The 14,740-nt window shown below is 36.1% G+C and carries 21 protein-coding genes; 8 read left to right on the forward strand and 13 right to left on the reverse strand.

The features are described from left to right. Nucleotides 1-2 precede the first annotated feature (2 nt). Nucleotides 3-512, forward strand: coding sequence for a hypothetical protein (locus R7P80_RS02570; RefSeq protein ID WP_045593025.1), 510 nt, complete (start codon nucleotides 3-5; stop codon nucleotides 510-512). On the opposite strand, the gene R7P80_RS02575 is transcribed toward R7P80_RS02570, so the two are convergent. The 5 genes from R7P80_RS02575 to R7P80_RS02595 form a co-directional block, all read right to left on the reverse strand. Next, the gene (locus R7P80_RS02575) at nucleotides 489-890 is read right to left on the reverse strand and encodes a hypothetical protein (protein ID WP_045593026.1); all 402 of its coding nucleotides are present in this window, start codon (nucleotides 888-890) and stop codon (nucleotides 489-491) included. The genes R7P80_RS02570 and R7P80_RS02575 overlap by 24 nt on opposite strands. 6 nt (nucleotides 891-896) lie before the next feature. Further along, complete coding sequence (locus tag R7P80_RS02580) at nucleotides 897-1,985, reverse strand: hypothetical protein (RefSeq protein WP_116921154.1); 1,089 nt, start codon at nucleotides 1,983-1,985, stop codon at nucleotides 897-899. A gap of 81 nt (nucleotides 1,986-2,066) precedes the next feature. Next, nucleotides 2,067-2,813 carry a hypothetical protein gene (locus tag R7P80_RS02585; protein ID WP_020331401.1) on the reverse strand — a complete coding sequence of 249 codons (747 nt, stop codon included), beginning with the start codon at nucleotides 2,811-2,813 and terminating at the stop codon, nucleotides 2,067-2,069. A gap of 60 nt (nucleotides 2,814-2,873) precedes the next feature. Then, nucleotides 2,874-3,461 (reverse strand): thymidine kinase, encoded by a 588-nt coding sequence (locus tag R7P80_RS02590; protein ID WP_038129075.1) that lies wholly within the window; start codon nucleotides 3,459-3,461, stop codon nucleotides 2,874-2,876. Beyond that, nucleotides 3,458-4,306 carry a hypothetical protein gene (locus R7P80_RS02595; RefSeq protein WP_045593028.1) on the reverse strand — a complete coding sequence of 283 codons (849 nt, stop codon included), beginning with the start codon at nucleotides 4,304-4,306 and terminating at the stop codon, nucleotides 3,458-3,460. Before R7P80_RS02595 ends, R7P80_RS02590 begins: the two co-directional genes overlap by 4 nt. A gap of 95 nt (nucleotides 4,307-4,401) precedes the next feature. On the opposite strand from R7P80_RS02595, the gene R7P80_RS02600 reads away from it, so the two are divergent. Beyond that, entirely contained in the window at nucleotides 4,402-5,094 is a 693-nt protein-coding gene (locus R7P80_RS02600; RefSeq protein WP_229623779.1) for a hypothetical protein, read from the forward strand. 8 nt (nucleotides 5,095-5,102) lie between these two features. On the opposite strand, the gene R7P80_RS02605 is transcribed toward R7P80_RS02600, so the two are convergent. Then, nucleotides 5,103-5,444 carry an iron-sulfur cluster assembly accessory protein gene (locus R7P80_RS02605; RefSeq protein ID WP_038129078.1) on the reverse strand — a complete coding sequence of 114 codons (342 nt, stop codon included), beginning with the start codon at nucleotides 5,442-5,444 and terminating at the stop codon, nucleotides 5,103-5,105. Nucleotides 5,445-5,456: 12 nt separating this feature from the next. Then, nucleotides 5,457-5,834 carry a Fe-S cluster assembly scaffold IscU gene (gene iscU / locus R7P80_RS02610; RefSeq protein ID WP_020331406.1) on the reverse strand — a complete coding sequence of 126 codons (378 nt, stop codon included), beginning with the start codon at nucleotides 5,832-5,834 and terminating at the stop codon, nucleotides 5,457-5,459. 182 nt (nucleotides 5,835-6,016) lie between these two features. Between iscU and R7P80_RS02615 the strand changes: the two genes are divergently transcribed. The 3 genes from R7P80_RS02615 (at nucleotide 6,017) to R7P80_RS02625 (ending at nucleotide 9,487) form a co-directional block, all read left to right on the forward strand. Next, a complete protein-coding gene (locus R7P80_RS02615; RefSeq protein ID WP_038129080.1) occupies nucleotides 6,017-6,649 on the forward strand; it encodes a hypothetical protein in 633 nt (210 codons plus the stop codon). 77 nt (nucleotides 6,650-6,726) lie between these two features. Beyond that, nucleotides 6,727-8,793, forward strand: a complete 2,067-nt coding sequence (gene ligA / locus R7P80_RS02620; RefSeq protein ID WP_052697537.1) for an NAD-dependent DNA ligase LigA — start codon at nucleotides 6,727-6,729, stop codon at nucleotides 8,791-8,793. Nucleotides 8,794-8,920: 127 nt separating this feature from the next. Next, the gene (locus R7P80_RS02625; protein WP_038129083.1) at nucleotides 8,921-9,487 is read left to right on the forward strand and encodes a hypothetical protein; all 567 of its coding nucleotides are present in this window, start codon (nucleotides 8,921-8,923) and stop codon (nucleotides 9,485-9,487) included. Nucleotides 9,488-9,523: 36 nt separating this feature from the next. Here R7P80_RS02625 and R7P80_RS02630 read toward each other — a convergent pair whose 3' ends face one another. From R7P80_RS02630 to R7P80_RS02640, 3 genes are all read right to left on the reverse strand, one after another. After that, complete coding sequence (locus R7P80_RS02630; RefSeq protein WP_038129085.1) at nucleotides 9,524-9,814, reverse strand: hypothetical protein; 291 nt, start codon at nucleotides 9,812-9,814, stop codon at nucleotides 9,524-9,526. 12 nt (nucleotides 9,815-9,826) lie between these two features. Further along, entirely contained in the window at nucleotides 9,827-10,183 is a 357-nt protein-coding gene (locus tag R7P80_RS02635) for a hypothetical protein (protein ID WP_038129087.1), read from the reverse strand. Nucleotides 10,184-10,251: 68 nt separating this feature from the next. After that, nucleotides 10,252-10,890, reverse strand: a complete 639-nt coding sequence (locus tag R7P80_RS02640) for a hypothetical protein (RefSeq protein ID WP_038129090.1) — start codon at nucleotides 10,888-10,890, stop codon at nucleotides 10,252-10,254. A gap of 114 nt (nucleotides 10,891-11,004) precedes the next feature. Between R7P80_RS02640 and hpf the strand changes: the two genes are divergently transcribed. Beyond that, the gene (gene hpf / locus R7P80_RS02645) at nucleotides 11,005-11,280 is read left to right on the forward strand and encodes a ribosome hibernation-promoting factor, HPF/YfiA family (RefSeq protein WP_020331409.1); all 276 of its coding nucleotides are present in this window, start codon (nucleotides 11,005-11,007) and stop codon (nucleotides 11,278-11,280) included. Nucleotides 11,281-11,394: 114 nt separating this feature from the next. Beyond that, complete coding sequence (locus R7P80_RS02650) at nucleotides 11,395-12,462, forward strand: hypothetical protein (RefSeq protein ID WP_116921152.1); 1,068 nt, start codon at nucleotides 11,395-11,397, stop codon at nucleotides 12,460-12,462. 39 nt (nucleotides 12,463-12,501) lie between these two features. On the opposite strand, the gene R7P80_RS02655 is transcribed toward R7P80_RS02650, so the two are convergent. Then, nucleotides 12,502-12,918 (reverse strand): H-NS family nucleoid-associated regulatory protein, encoded by a 417-nt coding sequence (locus R7P80_RS02655; protein WP_020331412.1) that lies wholly within the window; start codon nucleotides 12,916-12,918, stop codon nucleotides 12,502-12,504. A 418-nt stretch (nucleotides 12,919-13,336) separates the two neighbouring features. Here R7P80_RS02655 and R7P80_RS02660 point away from each other — a divergent pair, with 418 nt between their 5' ends. After that, the gene (locus R7P80_RS02660; protein ID WP_085762427.1) at nucleotides 13,337-13,774 is read left to right on the forward strand and encodes a hypothetical protein; all 438 of its coding nucleotides are present in this window, start codon (nucleotides 13,337-13,339) and stop codon (nucleotides 13,772-13,774) included. 22 nt (nucleotides 13,775-13,796) lie between these two features. On the opposite strand, the gene R7P80_RS02665 is transcribed toward R7P80_RS02660, so the two are convergent. Beyond that, entirely contained in the window at nucleotides 13,797-14,402 is a 606-nt protein-coding gene (locus R7P80_RS02665; protein WP_116921151.1) for a hypothetical protein, read from the reverse strand. A 21-nt stretch (nucleotides 14,403-14,423) separates the two neighbouring features. Continuing rightward, the gene (locus tag R7P80_RS02670) at nucleotides 14,424-14,735 is read right to left on the reverse strand and encodes a hypothetical protein (RefSeq protein WP_133297319.1); all 312 of its coding nucleotides are present in this window, start codon (nucleotides 14,733-14,735) and stop codon (nucleotides 14,424-14,426) included. Nucleotides 14,736-14,740 lie beyond the last annotated feature (5 nt).

Below are 14,740 nucleotides of genomic sequence, written 5' to 3' on the forward strand. Positions count from 1 at the left end.
TTATGAAAAAGAAAATTTATCAAACCATTGACTCTGCCAGCACCGCTGAAAGATATGAAGTAGCAAGAAAGTTAAGGGAGGAATTTCCTGACATGGTTGCGTGTATTGATAGCGCAATGGAAGTGTATATTGATGAAGACATTTTTTCTAAAGACGAAAATGTGCGTAGTCTTGCATATATTGAAAAATTCAAGAAACAGAACAGCCAGAATAATCTGGCATTTATCGATTCTTTGTTTTCTCGTCGTGTCCTTACACTGACGAATACCAAGTCAGGCGGTGGATGGGTCGTTTTCGTAAAAAAGAACCGCGTTATTAGCTCTCAATTTGACAAAAACTTAAACTTTACGAGCAAATTTTCAATTGAAACCAATAAATACAAAAGACTAACCAATCCAGTGAAAAACCTTTATGGGGATTCTGTCATTAACAACGAAGAAATGAGTAAAAAAATCATTACGGCTTTAAAAAGCAAAGTTAGTAAAGAATCATCCGAATTGACTTTTCAATAATTTATGGAACTCATTTACTTTTTCAGTGTTTTGGCAAAGATCTGGGTCTAATAGAACAATAGCCATACATGCTTCAGAGTCTAGCGTATTATTCGTTATTTCATCTTTGCTAAACACCAATTCTTTATTAATTTGATTCAATATATCGAGCTTTACAAGGCTGAGCGCAGCCAAAAATTTCTTTTGGGCGACTGAAAGTTTTGATGATACTAAAATCACTAACCTTTCATCCTCAACAGAAAAGTAAGCAATATCGTTACCATGTAAATTTGCATTTACGATTTGCATTCTTTTCGATTTTATTAGTTTATCAAATGAGTAATTCTTGTTGCCTGTTGTTTTTTCGATATAATTTAGCGCCAAGTTTATTCTTTTCATTATTATTTATGTCACTCTTAGCAGCGTCCTAGATAACTCTTCTGTGAGTGATCCCTCCACATTTTTTTCAACCACAGTCACTCCAAACCCATACTCACTTAAGAAGTATTGGATGTAATCTAGGTCTCTGGGTTGGTTTTCATGATCCATATTGATTGGCTTTCCATAATCGAAAGCATAAAAATTTTCATTTTGTACGTAAAAACAAATCCTGATCTTACCTGTTTCTTCGCAGCTTGAAACGACAACCTTGTAATCACTAGGTTTAGCAATAATTGCTTGCTTCGCAATCTCGTATAAGCACTTCTCAATTCGAACAAACGACAATGCACCCCAAAGCGCTTCATTTGCAAGCATTGGGTTTACAACGGATACGTTATACTTAGATGATTTAAAGATAAACTGAACTAGGCATCTAATATCATCTTGAAATGATTCAAATGATTCATAAGTGCTCGCGCTGTTGAATGACTCACCATTATCAAAGAAGTGGTTTTCAGCATCACGTTTAAGTGAAACTCGCATTGGTATCATGAATAGTTCATGCTTGTCACCGCTAACTGAAATCTCGTCTTTTGCGATTATTTTGAAGTATTTTTCATACTCTACATAATCAAAAATGCCTGGTTTGTAATCTTCATAGTTAAAGATTGAACCTTCAACTTTAACTGTACAAGTCATACCGTTAGCCGAAAAGAATTGCTCAAGCTTACTTGAAAGATTGTTGCGAATAATTGGCGGTAACACACCATTCTCTTGATGAGAGCCAAAATGTGATTTTATGATAACTGGCAACATCACCAAGTATTCGACACGCTTATCATCATTTTCTTTGTAGTACCTGCTTGATGAAAGTCGTCTGATCAGGTCAATGATGTACGAGCGAGTCAAGTCACTATACAGCGAGTGATTCTTCAATTTTTCCAGAAGATCACTTAAAGACTCTTGGTTTTTTAAAGCAAAATTAAATGCCAACTTAACAAAAGATTCTACATCTCTGTTCTCTTCAATACTTTTAACGATCTCTTCTAGAATTAAGCCAGGATTATCCATCTTTTTAGCCGCATCGTAGATGCTGTTTGTAGATTCCTTCATTCACTTGCCGTTCATTTTATATTGAAATTGAGGGAATGATACTCCCTTAGTAAGAAAGAATCAATCCCTCAAGATGGTTTTTTAAGCAGACTTTATGTTGTTGATTTTGTTAGCCTTGTGCGAGTTAAGAAAGCTTGCGCTTAGGTTATTGATAAAGAAATCAGCAAGCGTTTTGAACTCTTTTTCTTTAGAATCTTTTTTATTTATCATTCTAAAAACATTGAATCCAACTTTGCTTTTACCATCAGAACCTACTCTCACTTCCACTCTAAACGCAGCTCCGTTGTCAAAGTTAAAATCGTATTGCTTAACACTTGCATCGGTAGCGCAACATTCTTGCTCAGAAACCAAATCAAAACGTCCCATGTAACCTCTACTGCACTTGATGTTTGCAGACTTAGTTTCATAGAATTTTTGAGAGCACATATAAGTGAAATAAACTTCTATTAAACTCTTTAATGATTCGTACTCAAATGGATTGCTTATGTAACCGTTGTAAGCCTCAACTCCTACAACCTGCATGTTCTTATCGCAGATAGAACGCGCCTCGAAGTATAGTTTTGGAAACAACTTAGACATCCCTAACAGAATCTCTGTGTCGATTCCCGCATCCTGAGAATTAACCGTTCCTGAAACTAAAGCTGTTGAGTCATTGACCAAGCTTACACACCTCATACCAATAGAGTAATCCGCATTTTTGATTATCGACTTAATTGAATTAAGGGAGTATCCCTTACTCTTAAAGTCCTTTAGGTTATGCTGATTGCAGTATGCTACGAAATCTTTAACTACCGATGAATCGCCTGTTACTTTTATTTTATATTTCATTTTATTATTCTTTTCTTTTCTTATTATTTGATTTTTTATTTGGTTTTTTATTTGTTTAATTTATTTTCTCATTTCTTCTTTCCAGTGCTTTCTGCAAAAAGAGACGTATTTGTCATTGCCACCGATATCGACCTGACTACCACTTTTTACAGGATTACCCTCCGAATCATATCTAACAACAAACGTGGCTTTTTTACCACACTTACAAATCGTTTTGACCTCTCTGATCTTATCAGCGAGCGCCAGAAGTCTCTTGCTACCAGGAAACAACTCACCAAATGAGTCTGTTCTTAAGCCATACGCCAACACTGCCAGTCCGAGTTCGTCAGCAATATCTGACAATTGGTCTACTTGAGATTCTGACAAGAACTGAGCCTCATCAACAAACACAGCCCTTACAGGCAGTTCACTCTCTTGTGTTTTGATGATCTCTTTAACTTTTTCAAATAGGTTGTCATTCGGCTTCACAGCATGGGCATCTGCCTTAAGACCAATCCTTGAGCCTATTACACCAACTCCTGATCTGTCATCTACCATAGGAGTCATAAGTATCGTACCCATACCTCGCTCATTGTAGTTGTAGCTTGCTTGCAAAAGTGATGTGCTTTTACCAGCATTCATACTTGAATAGTTGAAATATAGACTCATTTTCTTCCTACCTTTATTTTTTGCTTACTTAATCGTGGGTTAACTATTTCTTTCCTGAAGGCTCGATACAAGCTTTCAAATCCTTCACCATGATGAATCGAGTACTTACTACCCATCTCTAATTCATGCTGACAAAACTCTTGGATTCCATGAGCTGCCTGATGACAAAACATGGTCAACATATGAAACTGCCATATCTTTGTAGAAAACTGCCCTATATCGGGATCATTTTTGAAAGATGAGTACTCTTCTCTAGTTAGATTAAGAGGTTTGCCTGATGGAGAAAAAAATGACTTCATTGCTAAAATTACTTCGCATTGGACGAGACCGTCCTCTGAAAGATTGATTTCTTCATAAAAACCATATGAGTGCTTTCTAGACCGATCCCAATCGAGAGTAACTTTAATGTCAAAGTTCTTTGGAAGTTGTGGTATAAGTTTTCGCGCTACCGCGATACATTCTTTTTTAAGAGGGTCAACAAGCTTACTGGAATCTTCCTTGAGCTTGTCAAAAACTTTATTAATTGAAATTTCTTTTTTTTCTTTCTCTATGTCTCTACTCATTGAGTAGACCCAAGACTTTGCTTTATCCCTGCCTATTAACGGCTTACAGACACATAGATAATCAATACGGTCTCTAAGTAACTCCATCTGCTTCACGTCAGAAAATTTGAATGAAGTATCCTTCCCATTAACTTTCTTATTGTTAATGTGAAAAACGCTCGTCATTCTAGTTTCTATGTCTTGAGCCAGCACAAAGTCTTCAGCGGATAATGAATCCTTGTCCATGCCATGATCATGAACATAGCTAAAAACCAGCATTGGTATTTTTTTTACTATACTCATAGATTTGTCTTATCCAAATTGATTTAATGGTCTTATTTTGATAACTTTACATTCTAAATAAACTAAATAACTTTATCAATTATTATGGAGTCATAATGTGTGATCAAATTCGGCTGAATTCTCAGGCTATTAAAATGCTAAAAAGCAAAACAGTTCGCCCTGAGACTAGCCTTAACCAACAAATAATAACAACACACACTAAGTTTGCTCGCACCAATTTCAAGCTAAACTCTGACAAGGTTGTTATCATCTCGAACGATTTTCAAAAGTCTTGTAAGCTTACAAGCTTGTTTATCCATAAAATTCTAACATTGAGAGATATTGAAACTCTTGATTCAGTTATTTATTTAAATAGGTTTGTTGGCGATCATATTATCATAGATTTTGATCAGCTTAACCATTTACTCACTCATGTTAAATCTGGCACTTCACTACCGAAGTACAAGAAGGTCTACATTATCGCGGGTAAAGATATATGTGATAAACGTATTTATGATGCCAGTATCCTTCTAAGAAATCCGACAGAAACTCAGAATGTTATCTTATGCCATTTTGATTCAGAATCTGAAACCGTTGAAGCTGATGAAGCTAGGAATCCTTTTTCGATGCTGGAAACAACAACATCGACAAGTACAGACACGTTAGAAGATAACGACAATGTACTCATCATTAATAATAATGATAAAAACACAAAAAATGAAAAGCCAGCTTTGGTAACTGACTCTTCAAGTGAATATGTAGAGGGAATCCCAAGCTTTTTGCAGGGAAAGAAGATATCTAACGGTTAAATCCTATTTTAAACGTTAAAGCTTTCACCGCAGCCGCACTGGTCTTTTACGTTCGGGTTAATGAACTCAAATCCTTTATTTAACCCTTTTATTTTATAGTCAAGTATTGAACCATTTAGCAGCACTAAGCTTTTTTCATTTGATACCAATGTTACACCTTTATCCTGGATAATTACGGATTCAGGCTTCTCTTCGTATGGAGCTAAATCGTCTATAAACTCTAAAACATAACTGTAACCTGTGCATCCAGAGGTTTTGACCCCCACAAAGAGTCCTACTCCCTTTTTCCTTGCTTTGAAGGACTCTTGTACCACTCTTGCTGCTTCATCGCTAATTCCAATAGTTTGCATCTGTACTCATTCCTAGTTTTGTTTTGATTTGTAGTTTGCTATCGCGGCTTTTATTGCATCTTCAGCAAGAATTGAACAATGAACTTTCACTGGTGGTAATTCTAGTTCTTCTGCTATCTGGCTATTGGAGATTTCTATAGCCTCATCCACAGTCTTGCCCTTTACCCATTCAGTGACTAAAGAGCTTGACGCAATTGCGGAACCGCACCCATATGTTTTGAACTTCGCATCCTTTATAATTCCATTTTCAACTTGAATTTGAAGTTTCATTACGTCACCACAAGCAGGAGCGCCTACCATACCAGTACCAACATCTTTCGATTCTTTATCCATTGAACCAACATTTCTTGGGTTTTCGTAATGATCGATTACTTTATTAGAATATGCCATTTTTAATACCTGAGTAATTTACTATGGTATTATGTTTTCATATTTAAAGATTAAATTCAAACAATATCTATAAAACCTTATCCGCACATTAAAATTGAATATAAAATCAAAAATACCCATTAATTGACAAACACTTGCGTTTGCAGTAAGTTCTATGCATCGTTCTTTATATTGGTGCTGATATGAATAGAGAATCACTTTTACACTCTATAAGTGGTGAAGTCCTAATTGCTACAGAATTGTTCATAGATAACATGTCCACTGTTCAGCTCAACGGAAGTTGCAATAAGGTAAATGTTCAAGACCTGGTAGAGGATATAGTGATACTATCTAGCTTTCAGGCTTTCACTATATCTGATGACACGCTTAAAAAGGGATTTATTGAGTTTATAAATGATAGTAACCTCAACACGGCATATCAAAAAAGCTCCAGTGGCAATGACCCACTTCTCGGTATGAATCATGATGTTTTCGGCAATCTAGTACTTAAGTACAACCACTTTAATGAGGTAAAGCCAAAATTTCACGATGAACTTTTCGAAAATTCATTTGATTCAGGCATCGAGTTAAAAGATGCTTGTCTTATACAAAAACACTTTTCTGGGAAAAGTGAATTCAACAAACTCCATCCTGTCCTTCGCCGCTCTATGCTCCCTACGCAAATGGTTCGAAATTTTGAAACCACGGGAAATAGTTATTTCTTATTATACATAGATTGCATTCTAAGGTACATTAATGTAAGATATGTGGAATATGCTGAAGCATGTGCAAGAAAAATTGGCATAGCAACGCAAAAGAGAAAAGAAAACCATTGATGATTGAAGCAGGCTCGCCCTGCTTCTCTATTTAAATCATTAATTAATTAAATAAATAAATTGAAGGAAAGAGACAGATGAATTCTCCTGCTCAGATTTTAGATAACAGTGCAATTGCAACATATCAATCACTAATGTTACGTGATGATAAAGGCAGCTATGAACACTACTTGGCTATGGTGTCATTTGCGAACAAATGCAGCACTCAGTATTACGTAAATGATGTTTCAATCATTCCTGATGCAGATTATGACATTCTGTACCGAGAGATTCAAAAGTTCGAAAAATCCAACTCAAACAATATTGAGTCTACCTCACCAACTCAGCGTGTTGGTGACAAGCTTTCTGATAAGTTCAAATCCGTTAAGCATAAGAAGCCTATGCTTTCACTTGATAACGCCTTCGATAACGAAGAACTTAAAAAAACAATGCAAGGTAAAGCAAGCGTTGGTGGCAAGTACGTAGCGGAATTAAAACTGGATGGTCTGGCACTATCTATTTTTTACAAGAACAACAAGTTTGCATACGCTCTAACAAGGGGCGATAAAGAATATGGCGAGGACGTGAGCCATACAGTTAAAACCATCACTGACATCCCTATGGAGCTTGATTGCGACATTATCATCCCTGAACTTGAAGTTCGCGGTGAAGGCTTTATGCTCAAGAAGCAATTAGAAGATTACAATGCCAAAGCCGAAGCAAATGGCAAAAAAGGTTTAGCAAACGCAAGAAACGGTGCTGCTGGCGCAATCCGTCAACTTGATCCTAAACTGAGTAAAGAAAGAAACCTTAGCTTTATTCCTTATGGTCTAGGTTATATTGAAAGTGGCGATCTTGAAATTTCTAACAGTCATTTTGAACGACTATCCATGTTGCATAAGTTTGGTTTCCGTAAAAGCCCATATACTAAACAACTTTCATCAATCGAAGATATGTATAATTTCTACGATGAAATTGAAAAAATTCGATCTGATATTCCTTTTGACATTGATGGAATTGTTTTCAAAGTTGACGATGTTGAAAGACAGGAAGAGCTAGGATACACGAACAGAATCCCTCGATTTGCTATTGCTAGAAAATTCCCTGCAATGACAGCCAACACGGATTTAAAGTCATCTGATGTTCAGGTAGGTCGTACAGGCATTTTAACTCCTATGGGGCGCGTAGAGCCTGTGCATTGTGGTGGTGTTACTGTATCCAACATTACACTTCACAATTTTGAGAAGGTAGAAAAGCTTGGTTTACGAATCGGTGACACTGTAACTATCTCTCGCAGAGGCGATGTAATCCCACATCTTGAGGGCGTACTTGAATCAAATGGTGGAGAGTTAATTAAACCGCCGACTCACTGCCCAGTATGTAATGCACCTACTATGACCAAACCAGATATTATTGGTATCTTTTGTAGTGCAAGGTTAACTTGTCCAGCGCAGGCTATTGAAGCGATCTCGCACTTCACTGGCAAGAAGCAGATGAATATTGAAGGTATCGGTGACAAGATTGTTGAAGCGCTATATGAAAAAGGGGCAATTAAAAATGTCCTTGACCTGTACAAACTAGATATTGACGACATTCAATATCTACCAGGCAAAGGTATCGCAAGCGCTAAGAAAGCGATTGCGAGCATTCAAGCTTCAAAACATTGCCGCTTGGATAAGTTCATTAACAGCATTGGTATTCCTGGTGTTGGCGAATCAACGTCGAACGACTTAATGAAATACTTTGGCTCACTCGACGCGATTATGAATGCCAGCCATGATGAATTAATCAAAGTAAATGATGTGGGTGATGGTACTGCAAGTAACATCATTGAGTTCTTTGCTAGTCAAGAAAACATTGACCTTATCAATGGTCTTCTTGAGGTAGGGATTACCTTTGAAGAAATCGAAGCTGCATCAAGTGAATTAGCAGGTCAAACGTGGGTTGTGACTGGCACATTGGAAAACTTTGACAAAAACAGCATCAAAGAACTCCTTCAACAGAAAGGCGCTAAAGTAAGCGGCTCTGTAAGTAAAAAGACAAGCGCTGTTCTTTATGGTGATAAAGCTGGAAGCAAGCTTTCTAAAGCACAAGAACTACAAAACAGCGGCGTTGATATTAAGATCTTAAACGAAGCCGACTTCATGGCTCAATATATGAGCTAAGAATCAATCTTCTTGCAAATCAAAGCCGCATCAATGATGCGGCTTTTTATTTGAATATAAATATTGTTGAGCGATCTGTCGGATGATATAATTCACATAATATAAATAATAATAAAAAAGAAATGACATGATTTTAAATAACCAAGCTCGCCCAACAAGAAGCTATCAATTTGATAACGCTGACAACGCAATTTTATTCTCTGCAAGGAAAAGACCTCGCATATCTAAATCATATGCTGAATCGCACTTATCCTTATTAGAAGATATGAACAGATGCAAGCAAACCATTTCTGAATCAATTACAGAGTCATTACAAAATGTAAGTGGAAAGGTTTGGAAGATTGATATCAAATCACTTCCATCTATAGGCTTAATTTCATATGTTAGTGAATTAGGACGCGGAATAAGTAAGCCGAACTTTTCAATTGGTTCTGGTTACTTTTACAATGAATTAGATGGCTATCAAATTTCGGATGACCATGTTTATATAGTTTCCAAAAAGCCCATAGAAAAGGACGTAATATCTGATGTTATTGCTTACTCTGTAGCTGAAGAAATTGTTGCCACGATTGAATCCTTATCATCAGAGAATGAGATTCAGATGAAAGCCGAAAAAGTAGGAACCAACCTTATTCTTACGATACCAAACGGAAAAAGGCTCGTCACCACACCAGAACTGGAAAATACGATTTAATAAAAAAAGACTGATTAATAATCAGTCTTTAATTTTTTATTTCGGCATAAACTGTAGGATCTTACCTGCAACATCATTGCAAACAGACTCAAAATCTACTTTAGAGATCTCATTTGCGAATCCTTTATAGCCACTAATAATGCCAATTTGTTTAGAGCTAAAAGGTGACTGTTCAGAGTTTCTCCAAACTTCCAAAATAGGAACCTTACCTGGTCTATCTTCGCATATTACGGCAACCTGAAGCTGTGAATCCTTATAGATTAGCTTCATTGCCCTTTTCAATTCTAGTGACCCAAAATATTGAATAATCGCTTCTTGGTTATTCATCTTAATTTCTGCTTAATTTATTAGTTTTGTTGATTCACAGTTCGTCATTTTAAATAAAACGTAACTTCTAACTTTTGTGGCATCAATCGGGGATAACTTCTGGATTTCGTTTTCTAAAAATGACGTTCTTTCGCAAGATTCACAAGTATCAATGTACCAGTATCTTTCCAGTGGAGTAAGCTTGCTTAAACAGCTTTTGCAAGATGTTGATTCAGAGCTAACTGATACAGCCTCTAAATTTTGCTTATGATTAATAACACCTAACCTCGCTTTATCATCGAAAATCAAGGTCATTCTTTCGATTATAGACTCTGCCTTTTGCGATATATCAACACTCAAAACTTTTACCATTTGATTATTTTGTTTCATGCTATATCAAAAGCAAGGCAATAGTCAATAAAAAAGAAGCACTTAAAGTGCTTCATTCGACAATGTTTCTACTTTGTTCTGTAAATTGGTTTTCTGTTGTAGTCAATTCTACCCTGATTTTGCTTTTCGTAATTCCACCAAAGCTTACATTCCTGGTAGTCATCCCAATCTGACATTTCATGAACCTGATCTCTACCGCTATACGGTACTTTAGATAACTGTGTTTTGATATCTGAAATTGTTTTTTGAGTATTGTATTCTTTTTGCTTAATCAATTTAGCGCGGTTTTCTTCATGCATTTCATTCTGCATTTGATAAGTGGATTCATATTGACCAACCAACTTCTCATAGCGTTGAATCTGCACCTTAAACTGAGCTAATGCCCTATAGGTATTGTATTGGAATTCATGCGCCTTACGCATGGTTTCATCAATAAATGCTCTATTGCTAGAACCGATTCTTGAAACCTTATCCAATTCAGCAGAAAAATGACCAAGCTCAGGGTAAGGACCATCATAGTCAGACACTGAACCAAATTCTCGGCTATAACCTACATTTTTGTACGTATCACAGATTGACATATAAAGCTTTACGTCAACATACCCATAGGAATCTTTTTGCAAAGAGACGTTTTGAGTTGAATATGCCATTGCTGGACTAGCTAATAAAGCAGTTAAGATTCCTGGTAGCATTAATTTCTTAAACATTTTTATGCCTTTGATTATTTATTGTTCTTTTAAATGTATGTTAAACCAATTTGTTTGACATGGCAAAGCATATGAATTAGATTTTAGTTGTGAAATTAAATAAGGAATAAAAATATGATTAAAATTAATAGCAATAGCTTAGAAGTCACTGATGCAATCCGTGCTCATGTTGATAAAGTAATCGGTAAGATCAGTGAGCACTTCCATATGGATTCCGCTAACATTTCATACTCTGCCGAAGGAAGTCAGTTCAAAGCAGTGATTGAGTTCCGCAGCGGTAAGCTTCAAGCTACTGGTACTGCAACTGATCACGATCTGTACAAAGCCTTAACTGATTCGGCAAATAAGGTAGAGAGACAACTCAAAGACCAAAAAGAGAAATCTCTATAACAAGAAAACCCAGACAAGAGTCTGGGTTTTTTTATAAATATAAACTTTGTTGTATAGTAATCCACCAATATGTTAATATTTAAATAATAAATAAAAAATAATAAAGGATTGCTTATGAACATTACTGATTTCAGAAAGGCTCATGACCAATTGTTCGATTGCTTATCAAAAAGTGAACAATTAAAAAATCAAAGCATTCGAGATACAATCAATGCACACGCTGACACCTATTCTCAGAGTGGAACCTTTACTGCAAGTGACGTTGTCACACTATTGAAGAATCAAAACATAAGCAATCCAGACTACATCTCGTACCTGAATAGCTTATCTTCTATTTTGGAGAATGAGCAGTATCCAGAAATATCTGAGAAGGTAAAAAAGATCACTGAGCACATGAAAAAGTCTAAGGACATCCCTGAAGATATGGTTTCTGGTGTTCATTATGCCCTTAAAGAAATTGAAGGCTACAAGGGTAATGATTTGAAATTGCATACCGCTTATCTTAAGAAGATGCTTGGCAACAATGAAGACAAAGGGTTTGTAAGCGGCGCATTGCAAACCATAGAGTTCTTTAACAGCACCTATAAGGCTCCCGTAACATCTAGGTCTAACAATATGTCTACGAAGCTTGGTATGCCAAAAAAGTTTGTGGATTTTTTAGGAAAGCATGAAAATTTATTTAACTCCCTCAGTGAAACTGATAGACATATTTTTAAGCCATTTAAAAATAGGTTAAATAATTATATTGAGAAGTTATGCAGAGCTGGTGGAAATATAGAAAATATTTCTGTTTGCGATACAATTACTTCCCTATTGTACCAAAGCCGAAATGATCCAGAATATTCAAGATACTTAAAGCTTGTTGATAATATATTAGAAAACGAGCAATACCCTGAAGTATCTGAAAATAAACTGCAAATCATCACCCACATGAGGGAGTCGTCTAAAATACCTGAAGAGGCAAAAGACGGAGTTCAGTTTGCTTTGGAGAAAATAGAGGCATACAAAGGTAACGCATTAAACAAATACATCAGCGTTATGATGATAGATCTCGATGAAATGAAATCCGAAAAATCAAAAGATTTTATTAGCGGAGCAACACAAGCGTTGAAGTTTTTTAATCAACAATTCAAATTCCCGACACAGCAAAAATCGGTATCCATCGAAAATACAATGAGTTAAAAAAGGAGGCATAGCCTCCTTTTTATATTTTGCTATGGATTATGCGCTCTTGATAAGAAAGTCTTCCTTACTCGCGCCGCTATCAATAGCCTTCTGAATTGGAGCTGGTGTACGACCTTGACCAGTCCAGGTTTTTTCATTGCCTTCTTCGTCTTTGTAAACGTATTTAGGCGGAAGCTCTTTGCGCTTACCCTTTGACACAGCCTTGCCTTTAGCTCTTGCTAAGACATCTTCAGCATCAATTCCATCTTCTAGCATCATCTTAACGATAAGATCAAGTTTTTCAGCTTTTAGAGCTTCTTGCTCAGCTAATTGCTCGTCTTCCTTTTGACGCTCAACTAATAACTCAGCAGCATTCTCTTGAATACGCTCAATTTGCTCAGTACTTAATTCACGCAACGCTGGACGCATTGAACGCAAAGACATTAGCTGCTTAATCTCAATAGTTTCAGACATTGTTTCACCTCGGTATTGTTCGGTAGCACCCTACTGTGAGAATACTAGACCAACACAACTTTCTATGTCAATTAAATAATTAATATTTATTAGTCATTTACGCAAATCAGTCATTATTTTTTTTCGGTTCATAGCAAAATTGATAGTTTTAGGATTGATACAAAAACCCATACAATCAACCCCTTAGGTGATTTTATCCTGCGTAGCGTTCTTAACAATAATAAGAACTATGTATTTTACTGTATATAATCACAGATAAAGATAAGTCAATTTTTGTGAGGTTGACCTAATTTAATTGATTATATGATCAGCAATTGACAGCATTTATCGATTTAAATCCCTATGATTTCCAGACTTTTATTGAAGTATTTTGAATTTTTCTGTAGTGTTCTAGAAACAACAATAATGAATCCAACTCATGAAAATCCGAAAAAAGTATAAGAAGAGAAAGATTGTGATGAAAGACAAAGAAGTGATGGTCTATCACTGCCCTTTCAAGGGTTGCCCTGCGAGCAAAGAATGGTTTGGTGATACAAAATCTTTACTCACACACATAGTTGAAACCCACAGTGAAGATGAAATTGAAAAAAGGCTTAGAGTAAAGAAGAAAGCTGTTAAAATAAGCCCTACAAGCGATTCAGACGGCTTTAACGTTCCTCACTCGATTAGCGTATTCGTAAACGATAGACTACTGGAAGAAGTCCATATAGAAGATGTAGGCATCTATGAGACAGAGAACGAAGCTGTCCTATCAAAATGTGAAAGCCTCATAAACCTAAAGAACACCTTCGGACTAACCTTTATCAGTCAAGAGCACCATAGTAGCTCATCAACAACATTACAGTTTAAGAGATAACCCCCGCCTTGAGGGGGCTTTTTTATGCCGCTTCTTTCAAAGAACCCACATTCCTAACATTATTTTTCACATTTATTTTCCACCGCCTTTTTGAAACGGGAATAAGCATGTTATGTTTTGTAAGCTCTCTGATAACCTTAGAAGTAGACTTTTTGAATGTGTTCTCTAGAGACTTTTTACTGACATATTCTGAGTTTTTACAGAAGCAGGTTTCAATAGTTTTTCCTGATTTAAATATAAAAATATCATAGAGAAGCTGATCCCAAATTTTCGAAGTGTAAGACGTGTCTAGGGAAGCATGTGATTCAGTTACTTCATCATGGAAACGTTGATTTAGAAGTCTGTCGTTGGAGAGTAAATGGACTGTGTCCGAAGGTGTTATATCATGGTCAGAGAGATGATTCTGCAAGCTTTTGACTAGTAGGTTGTCAGCCTTATCTTTTTCTTGCCGATTAAATATTATAAATTCGATATGGTCGAAAGGGTTCTTGTTCGAAAATATTTCTTTAGGTATTGGAACCTTATTTGAACAGCAGATAATCAGTTTTGTTTTTTCGTGCGGTATTTTCCAGTATGACAATACCTTACTATTACCAGTGTTTTCTATATCCCAGAAAAGCCAGTGCATACAGCCCCCTATATCAGGATACTAGTTTTGACTCATTGGAATCCCCATAGCTCGTAAGATTTTTGAGTTATGCCCGTTCTTTTTGGCATCCTCTATTATTGCGAGCAAAATGTCATCCAGGCTTCTATTCTCCGCCACAAAACTATGTAACCTAAACTTATCAATTTTTTGATTTTTGTTGTTAATCAGCGTATTTCTAAAGCTGCTATCTCCATCTTGGCAGCTTAAAAACAAAGGAATGTTATTTTGGAAACAAACGAGAGCAATCCTTTCAATTAAAGGATGTATGTCATCAACATATACTTGCTCAATATCTTTATTTTCATTCATCATAAAAT

The sequence above is a fragment of the Vibrio sp. 2092 genome (assembly GCF_033339635.1).
Lineage (GTDB): Bacteria > Pseudomonadota > Gammaproteobacteria > Enterobacterales > Vibrionaceae > Vibrio > Vibrio alginolyticus.

What these genes read in the sequence shown, in the direction of transcription:
- R7P80_RS02605 (WP_038129078.1), bottom strand. Translation starts at nt 5,444, where the DNA reads ATGCAAACTATTGGAATTAGCGATGAAGCAGCAAGAGTGGTACAAGAG.
- R7P80_RS02600 (WP_229623779.1), top strand. Translation starts at nt 4,402, where the DNA reads ATGTGTGATCAAATTCGGCTGAATTCTCAGGCTATTAAAATGCTAAAA.
- R7P80_RS02670 (WP_133297319.1), bottom strand. Translation starts at nt 14,735, where the DNA reads ATGATGAATGAAAATAAAGATATTGAGCAAGTATATGTTGATGACATA.
- R7P80_RS02630 (WP_038129085.1), bottom strand. Translation starts at nt 9,814, where the DNA reads ATGAATAACCAAGAAGCGATTATTCAATATTTTGGGTCACTAGAATTG.
- R7P80_RS02635 (WP_038129087.1), bottom strand. Translation starts at nt 10,183, where the DNA reads ATGAAACAAAATAATCAAATGGTAAAAGTTTTGAGTGTTGATATATCG.
- hpf (WP_020331409.1), top strand. Translation starts at nt 11,005, where the DNA reads ATGATTAAAATTAATAGCAATAGCTTAGAAGTCACTGATGCAATCCGT.
- R7P80_RS02655 (WP_020331412.1), bottom strand. Translation starts at nt 12,918, where the DNA reads ATGTCTGAAACTATTGAGATTAAGCAGCTAATGTCTTTGCGTTCAATG.
- ligA (WP_052697537.1), top strand. Translation starts at nt 6,727, where the DNA reads ATGAATTCTCCTGCTCAGATTTTAGATAACAGTGCAATTGCAACATAT.
- R7P80_RS02625 (WP_038129083.1), top strand. Translation starts at nt 8,921, where the DNA reads ATGATTTTAAATAACCAAGCTCGCCCAACAAGAAGCTATCAATTTGAT.
- R7P80_RS02595 (WP_045593028.1), bottom strand. Translation starts at nt 4,306, where the DNA reads ATGAGTATAGTAAAAAAAATACCAATGCTGGTTTTTAGCTATGTTCAT.
- R7P80_RS02590 (WP_038129075.1), bottom strand. Translation starts at nt 3,461, where the DNA reads ATGAGTCTATATTTCAACTATTCAAGTATGAATGCTGGTAAAAGCACA.
- R7P80_RS02585 (WP_020331401.1), bottom strand. Translation starts at nt 2,813, where the DNA reads ATGAAATATAAAATAAAAGTAACAGGCGATTCATCGGTAGTTAAAGAT.
- R7P80_RS02570 (WP_045593025.1), top strand. Translation starts at nt 3, where the DNA reads ATGAAAAAGAAAATTTATCAAACCATTGACTCTGCCAGCACCGCTGAA.
- iscU (WP_020331406.1), bottom strand. Translation starts at nt 5,834, where the DNA reads ATGGCATATTCTAATAAAGTAATCGATCATTACGAAAACCCAAGAAAT.
- R7P80_RS02650 (WP_116921152.1), top strand. Translation starts at nt 11,395, where the DNA reads ATGAACATTACTGATTTCAGAAAGGCTCATGACCAATTGTTCGATTGC.
- R7P80_RS02665 (WP_116921151.1), bottom strand. Translation starts at nt 14,402, where the DNA reads ATGCACTGGCTTTTCTGGGATATAGAAAACACTGGTAATAGTAAGGTA.
- R7P80_RS02640 (WP_038129090.1), bottom strand. Translation starts at nt 10,890, where the DNA reads ATGTTTAAGAAATTAATGCTACCAGGAATCTTAACTGCTTTATTAGCT.
- R7P80_RS02660 (WP_085762427.1), top strand. Translation starts at nt 13,337, where the DNA reads ATGAAAATCCGAAAAAAGTATAAGAAGAGAAAGATTGTGATGAAAGAC.
- R7P80_RS02575 (WP_045593026.1), bottom strand. Translation starts at nt 890, where the DNA reads ATGAAAAGAATAAACTTGGCGCTAAATTATATCGAAAAAACAACAGGC.
- R7P80_RS02580 (WP_116921154.1), bottom strand. Translation starts at nt 1,985, where the DNA reads ATGAAGGAATCTACAAACAGCATCTACGATGCGGCTAAAAAGATGGAT.
- R7P80_RS02615 (WP_038129080.1), top strand. Translation starts at nt 6,017, where the DNA reads ATGAATAGAGAATCACTTTTACACTCTATAAGTGGTGAAGTCCTAATT.